Here is an 18,087-nt window from a genome sequence, read left to right as displayed (position 1 = left end):
CGCGAACGTCGAACACAGCCGTCTTGCCCTCGTAGGCAACGGTTACCTCGAGCGCGGCGGCTTCCTCGGCGAAAGCCTCGTCCAGACCCGGCGTGAACGCGAACGCCGCAGCAGTATCGGCGCCGTACTCAACATCGACGGCGTCTCCATTGGAGTAGCTCAGCATCAGCACCAAGCCTGCGGGCTCGAGCTTCTCGCCGACCTTGTACGTGGTCTTCGAGGGAGCCGATTTGATGGCGATGCCCTCGAGCACGGGCTCGGCAACCTTGATCTCGAAGGTGCGCTCGACAGAGCCGGCGTACTTGCCCATACCCTTGACGGTCACCTTGCCGGTGCCGGCAGCGGTGTTGTCGGCGAACTCGAGCGTGTAATCCACGCCGTTCTCCAAGGTCTTCTCGCCATGCTTGACCACGACGGATACCACGGAGGCATCCACGGGATGCTCGGCGTCGACACGGTCGACGGTAACGGAAGCGGGAACCTCGATGGAGACGGCATCGCTGGCGATGTCGGTCGTCGTGCTCTTCGCCTTCGTCAAGCGCAGCTCGGCGGCGCTCAGGAACGCATTGTTACGGCCGCCGTCGGCATAGGTGGCCGTAGCCTGCAGGCGGAAGTACTTGGCCGTCACGGGCTTGGCGAGCTGGAGCAGCTTCCAATCGCGCGTGTAGTCGGCATCCTCGGGAGAAAGCCAGGTTGCGGTTCCGGCGTCCTTCCAGGTCTTGCCGTCCTCGCTGTACTGGAGCTTGGCGCCGAACAAGGTGCCGTTGTGGCTACCGCTGCTGGCAGGACGCGGCAGATAGCGCAGACCGTCGATGGCGGTGGGCTCCTCGAGCTCCATGGTTACCCACAGGTTGTCGAGCGTGGTCGCGGTCCAGTGGGAGTGATAGTAGGTTTCGTTGTTCTTATCGAAGGCGAAGGACAGCGGACCCTCGTTGCCCGAAGCGGGCTCATGCACGCTGCCGGTCTCCGTATTGACGATCTTGTCGACCGGATAGTCGCGCGAATCGTCGGCGGGATCCATCGTCTCGGGGGCACCGAGGTTGACGGTGAAGGTACTGCGGGTCTTGTGGTCCTCGGACTCGATGATGATCAGGACCTTGTCGTCGTGCGCGGGGAGCACGGTCACGGCGGCGTTATCGGCGGCGACCGGCTCGACCTTAGCGGTCTCGGCGGGCGTGTTATAGCCACCCTGCTTCAGGGCGGAGTCCGGCACGGCGGTGCCGTTCACCTTGAGCGAGGCGAGCTTCGCGGTCGCGTTCGTCACGAAGCTACCCTGAGCGGTATTCAGCTCGACCTCGGTGATCGCGGTGCAGGGCTTTGCAGTAGTGCCGGTCTGCACGTCGGCGTTCGTCACCGTCATGCGGACGAAGGTCGCCGTGACGGGAGCGAAGTCATAAGTGTAGAGGCGAGCATTGCCCTGGGCATCCGCGCGCGTCTCGGTAACGGTCAGCGGCGTCCAATCCTTACCGTTCTCAGACACCTCGAACTTCGTCGCGTTGTCATCGGGGAAGCGAGCGGACCAGCTGTCCTTGGCAAAGGTCACCTTGAACTGGCCGAAACGCTGCTGAGTTGCATATTCGAAGGTAACCTGCGCGGTCTTGTTGCCATCCTGAGAATAATCATAGTTGGACCACAGCGTGGGATTTGCACCGCCGCCGGTATTCGCACCGGGCTCGGTCTTGCCGTCTACGATCGCCATCAGCGTATCGCTCTGCTTGCCCTCGGGCACGCTCTGCGTAATCTTCATCGCATCCTTGGCGATGTTGCCGCCGATGGTGATGGTCTCCTCCTGGACGCGGATCGAAGCGGTAACGGTGACATCTTTGCCGAACACGTTGGACGTGCCGGCAAGCATCACGGTGCCCGCCTTGTCGTACGCGCCGTCCTCGGCAGCGCTCCACGTCACCGGGAAATTGGCGTTGAGCACGGTGCCGTCCGCCATAACGGCCGGGAGGCTATCGGGCAGCACGGGCTCGGCGCCCTTGCTCACGGTGGTGGAGTAGTTGAGCAGCGCAGCGATATCGTCGACGACCGTGACCACGGCGGTAGCGCGAACGGGCGTATCGGCGACCGTACCGCTTACGGTGAAGCTGCCGGGGGTCGCCAGCTTATCAGCAGGAACGTTATCCCAGGTAACAGCCTTGTTCTCAGACGCGCCGTCGCTATAGCGCACCTGAACGGCGGCGGGAAGCTCGAGCGCGGAGCCCGTCTTCACGTAGTGGTAGCGCGCGAAGTACAGGCTGTCGGCCGTCTTCGCCTCGGGAGCATCCGAGGAGGCGGCGACGGGGATCGTGATGGTGGTGGACTCGAGGCCATCGGCGCTCACCGTAACGGTGGCATCGCCAGCCTTCTCGCCCGCGCGCACGATACCCACCAGCTGGCCGGAGAACGCATCGCGGTTGTCATCGCGATAAGACTGATGGTCGGGCGAGCTGCCGTTGTCGATGCCGGCGAGGCTACCCGAGCCGGTCACCTTGAACGTCACGTTGTTGGTCGCGTTGGGAATGACGTTGCCCTCGGCATCGGTCACGCTCACGGTAACGTATGCGAGGTCGGTACCGTTCGCGGTCATGCCCTCGCGATTGACCTCGGCCTTGAGCTTCGCGGCCTTGCCGGTGGTGGTCACGCTCTGGCGACCCTGCCACGTCGAGGTGTCGATCTTCTCGCCCTTGGCGTTGTATGCCTCGGCGGTGATGGTGCCGTCGGCATAGGGGACCTTCCAGGTGAGGTACAGGTTGCGATGGATATCGTTACCGGTGTAGGCGCCATCGCCCTCGTAGATCTGATAGGAAACGCCGCCCTCGGTGGTCTTGGTCGTGAAGGCCTTCTTACCCAGCGACTGGCGCTCGGTGGAACCCTTCGGCGTGAAGAACAGCTCGACGGCTGCTGCATCGGTGTACACCGCGACATCGACCTTGTTCTGGCCGTCCTTCTTCACCACATCACTGTTCCATGCGGGCAGCATGTGCAGGGTGTTGACGTCCTCGTTCCACAGGCTCTGATACAGATAGTAGGAGTCCTTGGGAAGGCCGGCGGTATCGATGATGCCGAAGTAGGAGTTCTTCGGAGACGGCCAGGTGCCCTTGGCACCGGAGTCCGTACCGTTCCACGGCGTGGGCTCGCCCAGGTAATCGAAGCCGGTCCACACGTACTCGCCGGACATGAAGTCGCGGGTGAGCACATCGTACCAAGCCTTCGAGGCCACGTGGCCCCAGCCGACCGCGCTGTAATCGTAAGCGGTGAGCTGCTGGGCGCTGCCATCCTGACCATGCGTGTTGTAGATGCCGCGGCTGTTGATGGCGGAAGCGGTCTCGGAACCGATCAAGATCCAATCGCTATGCTCGCGATGAGCCTTGTCATACACGTTGCCGTCGGCGTAGTTGAGGCCGACGATGCCCTTGGCGTTCGCGATGCCCTGCGGGTTCAGCGTGGTGCTGCCATTGTTCTTGTACTGGTTGTCGCCCGTGGTGACGGGGCGCGTGGTATCGACGGCCTTGACCCAATCGATCAGGTTCTGCTGCACCTGGTTGAAGTTGGAGATGCCACCGGTACCCTCGGTCATCTCGTTACCGATGGACCACATGATGATCGCGGGCGCGTTGTAGTCGCGCGCGATGCTCTGCTCGAGATCGAACTGCGCCCAGGTCTTGTCCGTGGAGGCGCCGATGAGCTCGGACTCGCCCATGGCCTTGTTGAAGAAGCGAGCGTAGTCCTTGGAGTTGCCGTTCTTCTGCGACGTCCAGCCATCGAAGAACTCGAGGTCGAGCAGCATGCCCTGCTCGTTGCAGATCTCGACCAACTCGCGGGCCGGCGTGTTGTGCGAGGTGCGGATGGAGTTGCAGCCCATCTCCTTCAGGAGCTTCACCTGGCGCTCGAGCGCATCGCGCGTCGAGACGGAGCCCAGGGCGCCCTGGTCGTGATGCATGCACACGCCCTTGATCTTCATGGACTCGCCGTTGAGCGAGAAGCCCTTGGCGGCGTCGAACTTGAAGAAGCGGTAGCCGAAATCGGTATCGTAGGTGTCGACGACCTTGTCGCCCATCTTTACCTGCGTGCGCACGGTGTAGAGCACCGGGCTATCCGTGCTCCACAGCTCGGGCTTGGTCGCTGTGAGGTCGGCCTCGACGGCCTTCGTCTCGCCAGCGGCAACCGTGACCTGCGTGGTCTGGGTGCCGATAGCCTGCTCGACGCTCTCACCGCGCTTGAACACGGTCTGGACGAGGGTCACCGCGGCCTCGGACTTGCCCGCGTTGGCAACGGAGGTCTTCAGATGCGTGGTGACGTTGCCGCCCTTCTGGGACTCCAGCTGCGGGGTGGTCACCTGAACGCCGTCCTTGGCAACGTGGACGGGATCGGTCACGACCAGGTCGACGTCGCGGCCCATACCGGAACCGGAGTACCAGCGGGACGACGGGATCTGGTTGTTCACGCGAACGGCGATGACATTCTGCTCGCCCACCTTGAGATAGGGCGTGAGATCGAAGGAGAAGGGCGTGTAACCGTACGGATGGCTGCCCAGCTCCTGGCCGTTGATGTAAACGGTCGCGTCCATGTAGACGCCGTCGAAGTCGATGCGGACCTGCTTGCCGGCAAGGTCGTTGCCCACCTCGAAGGATTTGCGGTACCAGCCGATACCGCCCGGCTTGTAGGCGCTCTCCGCCTCGCCGGTCTTGGTGTAATCCTGGTCGATGCTGTAATCATGCGGCAGGTCGACGACATCCCACGAGGAATCGTCGAACGCCTCGGTGTTTGCACCCGAGACCTCGCCCAACTTGAACTTCCAGTTCTCGTTGAACCCCTGCACGCGCTGAGCCGGATCGGTCACGCTGTTGATGTAGACGACCTCGGGCTTGGAACTCATCTGCGTCGTCGACTGCGAACGCAGCGAGGGACCCAGCCCCGCCGCGACCGCCGACACCGCAGGAGCGCCAAGCGCCAAAGCGCCCACCAGCGCCGCGCACAGCACGCGCTTCGTACGCGTACGGTGCGCTCCCTTCCCGGGGCGGCTTTGGGTGTGCAATGTACTCATGCAACCTCCTTCTATCGTCGACCCGATGTCGACGCATAGCTTCGCCATATATGAGGTACAGCATGTCAGTTTTATACCGTCCGCTTCCCGGCGGAGCCGCCAGCGTGCGCCATCGAACGGTGAACGGTTATGCGGGGCAAGATTGGCATTACACACAAAATACCAGTTAGATTATGGTGAGCACAGCGGCAATCAAAGCTGGCTGCGCGCGGCATCCTTCGTAACCAATATATATCGTGGATGCCCCTCCCGCCCACCAGCGCTCCGCTGCGCTATAGTGAATCGCTACCATTGCAAGGGGAAGGCTCACCATGTATATATCCGATATCTTCGAAACGGCGCAGCGGCTCCGCAGGCTCCCCGTCTCGTTCGAGATGTTTCCGCCCAAAGGCGAGCTCACGCTCGAGCGAGCTCGAGAAGTCGCCGCCTCCTTCGCGCCCCTGGGGCCCGACTTCATCAGCGTCACCTATTCGGCTGGAGGATCGGGCAACAACGCCGCCACCACGCAGATCGCCCAGATGATCGATACGGAACTCGCTATCCCCTCGGTCGCCCACCTCACCTGCATCTCGCTCAAGCGCGCGGACCTCGCCGCGAAGATCGACGAGATGCGCGCGGCGGGTGTGGAAAACGTGCTCGCGCTGCGCGGGGATGTCCCCGAAGGAGCCCCGACCGGCCCGGGCTGCGCCGATTTCCGCTATGCGAAGGACATCATCCCGCCGCTCGTCGAGGCGGGCTTTTGCGTCGGCGCGGCGGCGTATCCGGAAGGCCACCTGGAATGCGACGACCTCGCGCGCTCCATGCGCCATCTCAAGCAAAAGCAGGATGCGGGAGCGAGCTTCTTCGTGACGCAGCTCTTTTTCGACAACGATTACTTCTATCGCTTCCGCGAGCTTGCGGACTCCGCGGGCATCACCGTCCCCATCACCGCCGGAATCATGCCCTTCATGGGAAAGCAGCAGATCAGCCGCATGGTGTTCATGTGCGGCGCCTCGCTTCCCTCTCCCGTTATCAAACTGCTCGCGCGTTTTGAAGACGATCCGGACAGCCTGCGTGCCGCCGGCATCGAATATGCGTGCCGCCAGCTTGAGGACCTCGCCGACCACGGCGTGGACGGCCTGCACATCTACACCATGAACCGACCGAGCGTCGCCCGTGCCGCTATGAGTGCCCTTCGTCAAGAGACCCGCTAGCCGTGGATACGCAAACCGAGGCCACGTCGTCGAACATGCGCGAGCTCCCCGGCGCGCTTGCGGGGCCGCGCGTCGTCACGCTTGGAGGCACGGAGGATCCCCTCGCGATTGACCGCAATGAAATGCTGCGATATCTGGGGCATACGGGACAGAACATCGAAGACGACCTGGCGTGCAGGATCGAGCGGGTCGCACGCGACGTCGAAGCCCATGGACGGGCGCGAGGCGTCTTCGCGACGTTTCCCGTAGACGCCTCCACCCTTGACGACGAGGGGAAGGCGTGTATTCGCCTCACGGGAACGGTCGCAACCCTCAGGGGGCGTGACATCTACCGCCACCTCAAGGACGCACGCTGGTGCACGGTGCTCGCATGCACGCTCGGCATGGACAACGAGCGGCGCCTGCGCGCGCTCGGCGCACAAAGCCCGTTGGATGCCGCAATCTACGATGCAGCGTCCTCCGCGCTCATCGAGTCCGCCGTCGGACATCTCGACTCCATGGTGCAGGACGCGGCATCCGCCGCCGGCCTTTCATGCAACTGGCGCTTCTCGTGCGGATATGGCGATTGCCCGCTCGAGGCGCAGGGGCGGCTCCTCGCATCCCTTGACGCCACCCGACGCATCGGGCTCACCGTCACACCCACCAACCTCATGGTGCCCAGTAAATCCGTAAGCGCCATGATCGGCGTTTTTGAGGGGCTGCCCCGTGCCGCCGATGCGCCGGCGCGATGCGCCATCTGCCGCATGCGCGCCTCCTGCTCCATGCGCAAACGCGGCACCACCTGTTAGGATGAAAGACCATCCAACGACAAGGAGACTCATGGACACCTTGCTGCACAAAGCCATCAGCGGAGACTGTCACCTGCTATTCGACGGCGGCATGGGAACCATGCTCCAAGCCGCCGGACTAGCTGCCGGAGAACTTCCCGAACTGCTCTGCCTCACGAACCCCGAGCACATCGAGGCCATCCATCGCGCGTACGTCGAGGCAGGCAGCGATGTCATCACCACCAACACCTTTGGGGCGAACCGATTGAAGCTCGATGGCCGTGCCACGGTCGACGAGGTCTACGCTGCCGCCGTTTCGTGCGCTCGTGCTGCCGGCGCTCACCTGGTCGCCGCCGATATCGGTCCGCTCGGCGCGCTCTTGCGCCCTTTGGGCACGCTCAGCTTCGATGAGGCATACGACGCATTCGCCGAGCAGGCTCGAGCTGCTTCGGACGCCGGCGCCGACCTCTTCATCATCGAGACGATGACCGACGTACTCGAGGTCAAGGCCGCCATCCTTGCCTGCCGCGAAAACACCGGGCTTCCCATCTTCGTGACGATGACCTTTGAGGCAGATGGCCGTACGTTCCTGGGCACCTCCCCAGAAGTCGCCGCCGTCACCCTCGATGCCCTTGGGGTCGACGCGCTGGGCATCAACTGCTCCCAAGGGCCGCACGAGCTGCGCGCACTTGCCCAGCGCATGCTCGCCGTCACGGAAAAGCCGCTGATTGTCCAGGCGAATGCGGGTCTTCCCCATGTCGAACACGACTGCACCGTCTTTGACATCGGGCCCGAGGAGTACGCCGCGGCAGTTCGTGGCATGGTGGACGACGGCGTTGGTATTCTCGGAGGATGCTGTGGCACCGATCCCCGTCACATCGCCCTCATCGCCGATGTGCTGCGGGGGCGCACCCCGCGCAAGCGAGAGGTGCCCCAGGCGTTCACCGTCACGAGCGCCCAAGCACTCATCTCGCTTCCCACCGAAAGCCGAGCCATCGCCGTCATCGGCGAACGTATCAATCCCACGGGCAAGAAGCGGCTCAAGGAGGCGCTCCGCACTCGAGATTTCGACTATCTCGTAAGCGAGGGCATCGCGCAGCAGGAGCAGGGGGCCGATATCCTCGACGTCAACGTGGGACTCCCCGATATCGACGAGGTCGATGCCTTACAGGTCGCCGGTGAACGCCTCTCGGGGGCCGTCACACTGCCGCTCCAGTTCGACTCCACCGTCCCCGCCGCGCTCGAGGCCGCCGTCCGGCGGTACCCCGGCAAGCCGATCATCAATTCCGTCAACGGCAAGCAAGAGGTCCTGGACGAGATTTTGCCCATCGCCGCGCGATACGGAGCCAACGTCATCGGTCTTACGCTTGACGAGGCGGGCATCCCCACCACCGCCGAGCAGCGGTTCGAAATCGCCGCGCGCATCGTGGGGGAAGCCGAGCGACACGGCATCCCGCGCTCGCGCCTCCTCATCGACTGCCTCGCCATGACCGTCTCGACCGATCAGCGTCAAGCGCTCGAGACGCTCCGTGCCATCTCGATGGTCAAGGAACGCCTGGGGGTCAAGTGCACGCTCGGCGTGTCGAACGTCAGCTTTGGACTGCCGCAGCGGCCCCTGCTCAACGGCGCGTTCCTCGCCGCCGCCCTCGGAGCCGGACTGGACACCCCGATCCTCAACCCCGGCTCGGATCGCTACATGGACGCCGTGCGCACCTTCCGCGTCCTCAATGGCGAGGATGCCGGCGCACGCGATTACATCGAGCGCTACGCGGGATGGCGCGATCCATACGCGAAGTCCGACGACAAGGCCATCCGTTTGCCGGACGCTACCGCCTCCACACGCGTCGATGGGAATGCGCCGAGCGCGCCTTCCCCGAACTCCGAGCGGTCAATCGGCCATTTCGTGCTCACCGGGCGCAAACGCGAGACGGCCGAGCTCACACGCGAACTGCTGAACACCCTCCCCCCGCTCGACCTCATCGATGCTCACCTTATCCCCGCCCTTGACGAAGTTGGGACGCGCTTCGATCGAGGAGAGCTGTTCTTGCCGCAGCTCATGGCCTCGGCGGAAGCGGCGCGTGCGGGCTTTGACATCATACGGGAGCAGATGCCCGCCAGTAAGGAGCTCGACAAGGGAACGATCTGCGTGGCCACCGTTGAGGGCGATATCCATGACATCGGCAAGAACATCGTCAAAATGCTGCTCGACAACTACGGATACACGGTGATCGACCTCGGACGCGACGTAAAGCCGCAGGCCGTGCTCGATGCGGTGCGCGAACACGGCATTAAACTCGTGGGCCTGTCCGCACTGATGACCACGACCGTCCCCAATATGGCGAAAACCATCGACCTGTTGCACCGCGAGGCCCCAGGAACGCTCGTCATGGTGGGCGGAGCCGTGCTCACGCCCGAATATGCAGAGCAGATCGGCGCCGATTTCTATGCCAAAGACGCCGCGGAGTCCGCACGCATCGCCGCAAAAGTCTTCGGCTAACGCAATCCAGCTTGGAAGTTGAGGTTTTTCGTATCGTTTTCCGGTTTTGCCAAGTAGAGCTCGGTTTTTCCCAACAAACACGCAGGTACATGTTGGGGATTTGGGGCTGCTACTTGACAAAACCCGAAATGAATACGAAAAACCTCAACATCTTTGTCGAATCAACGCCGCAATCGACCTAAGCGGACAAAAGCGCGGACGGGCCGGTCCTAAGACCCCGTCCGCGCTTGACTTCACCTGCGCATCAACCGAGATTACCTCGACGCTTCGCTAGTTCTTGAGCGAATTCATGGGTGCCGGGAAACGGCCGCCGCGATGGGCGAACACCGTGCCGGCATGGCTGTTGACCGGCATGATGGGAGCCCGACCGAACAGGCCGCCGTAATCGACCGACTCGCCGACGCCCTTTCCGATAGCGGGGATGATGCGGACGGCGGTGGTCTTGTTGTTGATGACGCCGATGGCCATCTCGTCAGCGATGATGCCCGCGATGGTCTCGACATCGGTGTCGCCAGGAACGGCGATCATATCGAGGCCCACAGAGCACACGCAAGTCATGGCCTCGAGCTTCTCGAGGGAGAGCGCACCAGCCTCCGCTGCCTCGATCATGCCGGCGTCCTCGGAGACGGGGATGAAGGCACCAGACAGGCCACCCACCGAGGAGCTCGCCATAACGCCGCCTTTCTTAACGCAGTCGTTGAGCAGTGCGAGTGCCGCCGTGGTGCCGGGGCCTCCGCACTGGCCGACACCAATGATCTCGAGGATGCGGGCAACAGAGTCGCCGATGGCGGGTGTGGGGGCAAGCGAGAGGTCGACGATGCCCTTGTCGACGCCCAGACGGCGAGCGGCCTCGCGGCTCATGAGCTCGCCAGCGCGCGTAATCTTAAAGGCGGTCTGCTTGATGCGCTCCGCGACCTGCATCATATCGGCGTCCTCGGGCAGCTCCTCAAGGGCGGCTGCCATGACGCCGGGGCCGGATACGCCCACGTTGATGACGGCGTCAGCTTCGCCGGAACCATGCACGGCACCCGCCATAAAGGGCGAGTCCTCGACCATATTGGCAAAGCAGACGAACTTGGACGCGCCCACGCACTCGCGATCGGCGGTGAGCTTGGCGGCATCGATGATCGTCTGGGCCGCCATGAGCACCGCATCCATATTGATGCCAGCGCGCAGGGTGGCAACGTTCACGCTGGAGCACACGCGGCTCGTCTCAGCAAGCGCACGCGGAATGCAGCTGATGAGACGGCGATCGGCGTTTCCGATGCCCTTGTGGACGAGCGCCGAATAACCGCCGAGGTAATCGATGCCAAGGGATTCGGCGGCGCGGTCGAGGGCATACGCGAGGGGCACAAGATCTTCATCGGGGCACGCCGACGCGATCTGGGCGACCGGGGTCACCGAAACGCGCTTGTTCACGATGGGGATACCGTACTCACGCTCAAGGCTCTCTGCCGTTTCGACAAGATGCTCCGCCGTGCGGGTAACGTGGTCGTACACCTTGGTGCACATGCGATCCAGATTCTCGTCGGCGCAGCCCATGAGCGATATGCCCATGGTGATCGTGCGAATGTCCAAATTGTGCTCTGAGACCATACCGCGTGTCTCGGCGATCTCCTGGGGCGTAATGGACATGGCGGTCTCCTTTGCGGATCGTACGTTCATGTTTTGCGTTCTCTCTATTTTAGCGCGCGCGCTTTCCCACCTGCGCACCGGAACAAGTGGAAACACAAGAAGCAACGAGATTGCCGCGCGCCAAAATCAAAACCGCACACGCGGACCATGTAGTCGGGTATTCTCGCTCGCCTCGAAATCGTATTTTAAATGCTCACCCACGTGGTCTTCATATGCAAACAGCTTGTCGGACGAGGCTGGGTGCGGTATCGTTGACCTGCAAAAACCGCTCCCGCAGAAAGCGAGTAGATACATGGCACTCACCGGCAAGCAGGTCCGTCAGCTTCGCGCCCTCGCCCATCACCTCAACCCCGTCGTCCTCATCGGTAAAGCCGACGTAACCGACGCGATCGCCAAGCAGGCCGAAGAGGCCCTCGAGGCGCACGAGCTCATCAAGTGCGCCGTCCAAGATGGCAGCCTACTCTCCTGCCGCGAGGCGGCCGACCAACTCGCCGAGCGCACGGGCTCCGAAGTCGTCCAGGTGATCGGTCATCGCTTTGCCCTGTACCGCGTCAGCAGCCGCAAGGACATCGAGCACATCACACTCGATTAATTACTCGATTACCTGCTCGATCAACTCAAGGGGCGGCCAGCGGGTCGCCCCTTTTTGCACGAGTTCGCTCTGCAGTGGACCCTGGTGACGCTAAGCCAAGAGTTCCACCTCTCTATCACCGTGAATTATCGCCTCGTACGCCATTTGCGTTTCCCTCTCGGGCAGGGAGTGCAGCTCCTGTTCCAGCACATGTACGTGGCTGTTGTACAGTTCGACCACCTCGCGACGACGCCCGCCCTTGTCGTATATGTGCATCGCGGCACGGATGACGTCCTCCCGCAGCGGGGCTTGGCGCAAAGCAGCATCGATAAGCCATGAGGCGACAGGCAGATCATCCAGCTCCAGTGCCACATGCGCGCCGCGCATCATGCAGTCCACGAACTTGGTTTGGTACAGGCGCCGCTGCCGCACATAGAATGAGGTATCTCCAAAGTTCGGGACGTACAAGGGGCCGGTATAAAGCTCATCCAGCCGCAAACACGCCTCGATGAGCTGCCTGCCCGTCGTCCTCGCGCGGCCGAGAAGAATGTCCCTGGCAAGAGCATCGAAACGCATCGTATCCGAAACCACATACTCCGTGTTGATGGCAACCCCCTCGCCTTGCGTCAGCACATATTGGGGGCCATCGTCACTTTGGCCAAAAGCCGACCGCAACGACGAAAGGCCGGCGTACAGCGTCTCACGCGCATGAAGATAGTCTTTGTCGGGCCACACCTCCTCTCCGATCTCCTTGCGCCCCACAAAGGCCCCCGCAGCCAAGACGAGGCGGGCGGCAATGATGCACGCCCTCCTGCGTCGCCAGATTGCGTCGGTCGCCACATGGCCACCGCGCTCAACTTGGAATCCCCCAAAGAGCCTCACATTCACCTGGCCCAACAGCAGATCCGCATCGTCTGAGCCCTCCCAAGGCGCTTCGCCTTCCCGCGGCGCGGGCTCCGAATCCATTCCGGCGGCCATCGCATAATCGCCGGGGAGCACCCGGGTGATCAGCCCCACCTTATCGCCCAGCACGGCGACCGCCTGACGGGCGAACGCGGTGAAGCCCTTGGTGAGCAGCATCTTCTTGTTCAGCGAGCACCATGCGCTGAGCTCCGACGATCTATGGGCCGCAGCGAGTCTCAACGCAGCCGTCCAAGCCTCGGCCGGTGTCTGCGCCGGTTCTGCAAGATCAAGCAGGTCCGCTTCGCCATCAAGTGCCATACGGGGCGTGTCGGCGAGATGCGCACAGCATTCGAGCATGCGAGCCCATGCCATCACCACGCGCTGGTCCTCAGTTGCCAATTTGAGCACCTGATGTGCGCGAAACAGGGCGTTGGAGCATTGCCCGAGAACAAGGGCCTGCCAACCCTCTCCCACCAGGCAGAACAATTGCGTCGCAAGATCCGAGGTGCGAACGGACAGCGTGCCGGCATCGACGAACGCGCGCTCATCGGCAATGGGAAGACCGGAGAATAATCTGCACGTCGCGGCGACCATGCGAATATGCGTGGCCATGGGCGCTACCTTGCGCTCCAAAAGCCTCGTCGCCATCCTTTGCATGCTCGCATCCATCGCTCGGACATCACCCATATCCCCACACATCGCATCGACGAGTGCGCGATCACACGCAAGCAGCACCCGAGGAATGGACACTCCTTCGCCGGACAGCTCAGTAAAGCCCTGTATGTGACTTTCGAGCGTGACGTCCCCAGATCCACCGATGAGCTCCGCATATATCCTGGCATGAAGCTCTAGATCTTGGGATGCGACGGTCGCATGCCCCTGCGTGAACGCGGCGTCGATCTCGGGCAGGCCAATGCCCCTACAATCCGGCCACATGTTGCACAAGGCACGTGCTTGCGCCCATGACTCCGGCGCAACCTCCCCTTTGATCTCGTTCCTCCTGCGCCTGAGCTCACTGCCCAATGCACGGGCGAGACGAAATTCCCCGCTCATCAATGCCGAGAGATACAGCGCCAGCACGCCTCCCACTGGCGTCGACGCCGCGGAGACATCCCCCATCGACTCCATCATGTCGCGCACGAACGCCACATTGCCGCTCAACGCAAACGAAGTCGGGTGCTCCGTCAGGACCCCCAGTGCATCCTCGGTATGTTCGAGCATGCCCGCGATGCACGCGGCACGGTCGACGTTGTCCGCCGCCATGAGGATCTTGATGGCACGCACCGCGAAAAGCGGGCGTGCGCGCGTCATCTGACGACACAGCTCGCCCATTGCCTTGCTTCCCTGCACCAGACAGCGATACGTCCCCTGCTCAACATCCACTCCGAACAACGGGTATTCGCGCGCGATGCGCGACCAGCTCTGCACGCGCACACGCATACCGATGCGCTCGAAGTCGCGGAGCGATCCCGCGCCCGTCAATACGAGCAGGCAGGCCGTTCGGTACAGGGAATCCCTTCCGCGACGCAACTCCTCGAGCGCGCCCTGGTACAACGCCGCGGCTGCGCGAGAAAACGCCTCCAAGCTCAGCTGCCGACCGTCGACAATGCCGAGCATCGCGACGAGCGCGGGTATCCCCTGGGTCAAATCGTACACGTCGAGCTCACCGGAGATTCCGAGCATCCGCGTCCAATCCGAGTATTCGCGCGGACGGACCACGAGGGCCTGAGGCGTGATCTTGTAGGCATCGCCCATACCGTTCGCGAATGCGCGATTGCCGGGAAGGCATGCCAGCAAGAATTCGAAGCCCCTCCGATGAAGTGAGCGCATCCTTCCCGCAATTCCTTCGAGTGCCGCGCCATGGAGCGTTGGAAGGTTGTCGATTGCAACCAGCGGGCGCATGCGGGCATCAAGATGCATCTCCAACTCTCCCAGCAGCCCATACAGCTCCTCGCCATCCATCCCCGCCGCATCGATCATGCGTGCGACGCCGCGACTGGAGTCCCGTTGGACCTCCGCCACGCGCTGGCAAAGCAGGGTCGTCTTTCCAAACCCGTCGGGCGCTATCACAATGGTCGCACTGACCTCGTTCGCGCGCAGCTTAATGTCCCTCAAGATGCGAGCACGATGGACGGCTCTCCTCAGCGTTGGAACTGACACCCCCTCTTGGGCTCCACCCGTCTCACCCTCCGGTGCCTTCTGCTCGGTTTCGACCAAATCGCACGTCTTTACCTGTGCCATATCCGCTCTCCTTTTTCCGATACCGCTCGTCTACAACGGTACGAAACGTCGATGGCACAACGTCAGGTACATGTCTGATCGCTTGGCATTGCGTCAGATGCGTGTCAGGTTTTCCGCAATTCCAGGCCAACCTCCCGTTCTGCATGAATTGTGGCTATATTTCTATCTTTGCGCATACTTTCTGCATTTCATATCGCTGTAGGCGCACTTTACGTACCCCCTATTCATTTTCGAAGATACCTACAATTCCGTCAGTGTTGAAAGAAGGCGGACAGACGGCAGATTTTTGTCGGGCCGCCGTAAGGTTGGAGCATCTCGGCGTATCCCTCATGTGGATAACTCCGCATGCAGCAAAGCCCGCATCGCCATGAACGGCAGCAGCTCGCTGCACGATGACAAGAAGGGACGCCCCTCGCCGCACTTCTGTAATCCCTATGCGAAAGGCCGAAACGTAAAGCGCAGTTTACGTTTCACTTTTTTGCGCGGGCATGCTCGTAGCATGAATGAGAGCTCGCAACATACCCTGGGCAGGAACATCTGCGCCATTCGCAAAGATCTCGGCCTGTCAAAGGTCGATTTCAGCTTGCAGCTCGGCATCAGCCGGGTCACGCTCGACCTTATCGAACAGGGACGCGACAACCTCAAGCTCTCGACACTCGACCGACTCGCCTGCGCCCTCGGCAAAGAACCCTGGGAGTTGCTCCGGTAGCGAGGCTCTGTTGCGGCAAAGCCGCTTTGACGCCGATGGGGGCAGTCGTCTACAGGCGTTCCTCCAACACACCTGTGCGATACGCCTCAAGCAGGGCGCGCAGGTCGGCGATCTGTTCGCGAATTTGCACGCCGGTATCGGTGTCGCTCACCATACGACGACGTTCGGCGACATCGAACCGATCGGTCTCGCTCACGATATCGGCGTTACGCGCGAGCACCGCCTCAACGCTCTCGAATGCCTGATGCGCCTTGAGGCGACACCCGCGCGAGCTCGAGATCAGGGTGTACCCCGCAATCCCCGTTTTAGGATGGTATGCGCTGCAAAACCCTCCATCGATCACCAAGAGGCGTCCGTGCGCGCGGATGGGCTGCTCGCCCTCGGAGGTGTGCACGGGCGTATGCCCATTTATGATGTGTCCCGTTCCGGGTATCAAGCCGAACTCCGCCATGATGGCGTCACAGGCGCCCTCGTCGCGCGTCAGCTCAAAATACGGATCCATGGGTTCTTGCCAGCAGGAAGGGTCATCGATATACGTGCGCTCGAACGTCTTGACCAGGCGCCCGCTCGCAGGGGATTTCATGCCAATCCACAGGTACCACATCCAATCCAGGGCATCTTGGTCGTGCGTACGCCAAGCGCGACGGGCAATCTCATCGCAGAAGTCCAGGTAGTCACGACCGCTCCGCCACGTGCCCAGGCAGTTCATGCTCGAAAACGTTCCATCCTCGTTCATGGGAACGCACCCGTGGAAGAGCAGGTTGCGATTATGCGCCAGATACATGGATCCGTGGCTGTACAAGATGTTGACGTGGCGATGCAGGTGATCCGCGGTGGTGAACTCCGCCACCAGGCGGTCTACAATGTGCTGCTCGTCCTCGCTCAACTCATAGGGGCGCTCTGGGTCGAACGTGGGGAAATCGCACGTCGCGAGCGCGTAATCCCGACCATCCGCCAGTCGGACCGTACCCGCCTCCAAATCAATGCGCTCCAACAGCAACCGATCGTGCATGTCAAAGCAGGCATGACGCATGATGATCTGGCCTTCGAGCTTGAAAAGCAGGACGTTCACGGCCTTCATGAGTGGCGTGAGCGTCGTCGCCAATCCCGACACGCCCTCGGGAACCGGACGGTACGTACGCTCCGCGAACGCGACGAGCTCGCGCAGGGAGATGCCGTAATCGTTCTCGAGAATCTCGTAGTTCCCATAGCGCAGGTTATTCCTCAGCACCGTGACGATGCAGGCGGGCTGGCCCGCTGCGGCACCCATCCATAGCAGGTCGTGGTTACCCCATTGGATGTCGAAGGAGTGGTAGCTCGAAAGCCGGTCCATGATCTTCGAGGCCCCGCCGCCGCGGTCAAAGATGTCGCCCACCAGATGCAGATGATCGATAACCAGGCGCTTGACCAGGTCGGAAAGCGAGCAGATAAAGTCCTCACCCGCATCGGTCTCGAAGATCGAATCGATGATGCGCTCGTGATAGCGGACGCGGTAGTTGTTCTCGTCCGGGTGCGTGTGCAGCAGTTCGTCGATAATGTAGGCGTAATCGTGGGGAATCGCCTTGCGCACCTTGGATCGCGTGTACCGGCTGGAAAGCGAGCGCGTCACCACCAGCAGGCGGTCGAGGGTGGTCTTGTACCAGCTCGGCGAATCGAGGTGCATGCGATGCGCAAGCTCGAGCTTCTCGTGCGGATAGTAAATGAGCGTGCAGAGGTCCGCCTTCTCCTCCTCGGCGAGCGTGTCGCCGAAGATGTCGTCAACGTGCTCCCGTACCACGCCCGAGCAGTTGTTCAGGATGTGCAGGAACGCCTCGTACTCGCCGTGCAGGTCGCTCATGAAATGCTCGGTGCCCTTGGGCAGGTTGAGGATTGCCTGCAGGTTGATGATCTCAGTGAAGACGGACTGCTGCGTGGGGAATTGCTGGGAAAGAAGACGCAAGTACTTGAGGGATTGGTCGGTCCGACCGAACGAATTCACGGTTATTCCTTCCCGCTGGCTGGCAGAGCGTTCACGCCCAGCTTAGCACGGGACGCCGCGGATTCACGATTTGTCGACGTTGCGAGCGAGCTTCTCGGCCACGCGGTCCACGCCCTCGCAGGCGGGGCAAGCCGCGTGCCCAGACGAGGAGCAGCTGGAGCATGACCCGCTGCACGATCCCGCGCTCGCGCAATCAGCGCACGTCCCCTTTTTGCGAATACGACGCACGACCGCGATGAACGCCACCGCGACCAACGTGAGAATCACAAAGTCGATAGCCGACATACAACTCCTTTTTCTAAAGACAAACCCATCATGCCCGAAATCGGACGTTTTTGTAACGAAATCCGAAGGCTCCTACGTACAGGCCCATTTTGCGCACTTGCCAACTGGGGTTTTGTTGGCAAAAACAGGGGTCTACTCGAGCTGTCAAAAAACTCGTTACAAAAACGCCGTATTTGCGGCAAGCGGATGCCCGAGCATGCAAGCATGTCCGTCGAGCACCGCGTCGAAACGAGCCGCGAGCCCGCACAGGCAGCCGGATTGCATCCCAACCATCACGGT

Annotated in this window: 10 protein-coding genes; 5 read left to right on the top strand and 5 right to left on the bottom strand. The window is 62.0% G+C overall.

The annotated features are described in order from the left end of the window. Window positions 1-5,029 (bottom strand): sugar-binding domain-containing protein (locus tag ACT8II_RS03530; protein WP_443813011.1); only part of this gene is annotated, 5,029 nt, incomplete at its 3' end. Between the two features lie 311 nt (window positions 5,030-5,340). On the opposite strand from ACT8II_RS03530, the gene ACT8II_RS03525 reads away from it, so the two are divergent. The 3 genes from ACT8II_RS03525 to ACT8II_RS03515 are packed head-to-tail and all read left to right on the top strand — an operon-like array spanning window position 5,341 to window position 9,486. Continuing rightward, window positions 5,341-6,222 carry a methylenetetrahydrofolate reductase gene (locus tag ACT8II_RS03525; RefSeq protein ID WP_118654426.1) on the top strand — a complete coding sequence of 294 codons (882 nt, stop codon included), beginning with the start codon at window positions 5,341-5,343 and terminating at the stop codon, window positions 6,220-6,222. A 2-nt stretch (window positions 6,223-6,224) separates the two neighbouring features. Further along, window positions 6,225-7,010 (top strand): hypothetical protein, encoded by a 786-nt coding sequence (locus tag ACT8II_RS03520; RefSeq protein ID WP_443813010.1) that lies wholly within the window; start codon window positions 6,225-6,227, stop codon window positions 7,008-7,010. Between the two features lie 31 nt (window positions 7,011-7,041). Continuing rightward, window positions 7,042-9,486 carry a homocysteine S-methyltransferase family protein gene (locus ACT8II_RS03515; RefSeq protein WP_412108383.1) on the top strand — a complete coding sequence of 815 codons (2,445 nt, stop codon included), beginning with the start codon at window positions 7,042-7,044 and terminating at the stop codon, window positions 9,484-9,486. 270 nt (window positions 9,487-9,756) lie between these two features. Here the strand turns inward: ACT8II_RS03515 and ACT8II_RS03510 are convergent, their stop codons facing one another. Continuing rightward, complete coding sequence (locus ACT8II_RS03510) at window positions 9,757-11,121, bottom strand: PFL family protein (protein WP_118654424.1); 1,365 nt, start codon at window positions 11,119-11,121, stop codon at window positions 9,757-9,759. A gap of 292 nt (window positions 11,122-11,413) precedes the next feature. On the opposite strand from ACT8II_RS03510, the gene yhbY reads away from it, so the two are divergent. Beyond that, the gene (gene yhbY / locus ACT8II_RS03505; RefSeq protein ID WP_118654423.1) at window positions 11,414-11,713 is read left to right on the top strand and encodes a ribosome assembly RNA-binding protein YhbY; all 300 of its coding nucleotides are present in this window, start codon (window positions 11,414-11,416) and stop codon (window positions 11,711-11,713) included. Between the two features lie 90 nt (window positions 11,714-11,803). Here the strand turns inward: yhbY and ACT8II_RS03500 are convergent, their stop codons facing one another. Beyond that, window positions 11,804-14,836 carry an AfsR/SARP family transcriptional regulator gene (locus ACT8II_RS03500; protein ID WP_443813009.1) on the bottom strand — a complete coding sequence of 1,011 codons (3,033 nt, stop codon included), beginning with the start codon at window positions 14,834-14,836 and terminating at the stop codon, window positions 11,804-11,806. Between the two features lie 331 nt (window positions 14,837-15,167). Between ACT8II_RS03500 and ACT8II_RS03495 the strand changes: the two genes are divergently transcribed. Beyond that, window positions 15,168-15,545, top strand: a complete 378-nt coding sequence (locus ACT8II_RS03495) for a helix-turn-helix domain-containing protein (protein ID WP_443813008.1) — start codon at window positions 15,168-15,170, stop codon at window positions 15,543-15,545. A 49-nt stretch (window positions 15,546-15,594) separates the two neighbouring features. Here the strand turns inward: ACT8II_RS03495 and ACT8II_RS03490 are convergent, their stop codons facing one another. Next, window positions 15,595-17,523: a fructose-1,6-bisphosphatase gene (locus ACT8II_RS03490; protein ID WP_443813007.1), complete on the bottom strand. Its 1,929-nt coding sequence runs from the start codon at window positions 17,521-17,523 to the stop codon at window positions 15,595-15,597. Window positions 17,524-17,586: 63 nt separating this feature from the next. After that, window positions 17,587-17,808, bottom strand: a complete 222-nt coding sequence (locus ACT8II_RS03485) for a hypothetical protein (protein WP_118654420.1) — start codon at window positions 17,806-17,808, stop codon at window positions 17,587-17,589. Window positions 17,809-18,087: the final 279 nt, after the last annotated feature.

The organism is Collinsella sp., assembly GCF_052346665.1.
GTDB lineage: Bacteria > Actinomycetota > Coriobacteriia > Coriobacteriales > Coriobacteriaceae > Collinsella.
The sequence above is the reverse complement of the archived record's forward strand: the minus strand, read 5'-3'. Positions and strand labels throughout refer to the sequence as shown.

Coding starts and splice junctions, on each gene's coding strand:
- ACT8II_RS03525 (WP_118654426.1), top strand. CDS start 5,341: ATGTATATATCCGATATCTTCGAAACGGCGCAGCGGCTCCGCAGGCTC.
- ACT8II_RS03515 (WP_412108383.1), top strand. CDS start 7,042: ATGGACACCTTGCTGCACAAAGCCATCAGCGGAGACTGTCACCTGCTA.
- ACT8II_RS03510 (WP_118654424.1), bottom strand. CDS start 11,121: ATGTCCATTACGCCCCAGGAGATCGCCGAGACACGCGGTATGGTCTCA.
- yhbY (WP_118654423.1), top strand. CDS start 11,414: ATGGCACTCACCGGCAAGCAGGTCCGTCAGCTTCGCGCCCTCGCCCAT.
- ACT8II_RS03500 (WP_443813009.1), bottom strand. CDS start 14,836: ATGGCACAGGTAAAGACGTGCGATTTGGTCGAAACCGAGCAGAAGGCA.
- ACT8II_RS03485 (WP_118654420.1), bottom strand. CDS start 17,808: ATGTCGGCTATCGACTTTGTGATTCTCACGTTGGTCGCGGTGGCGTTC.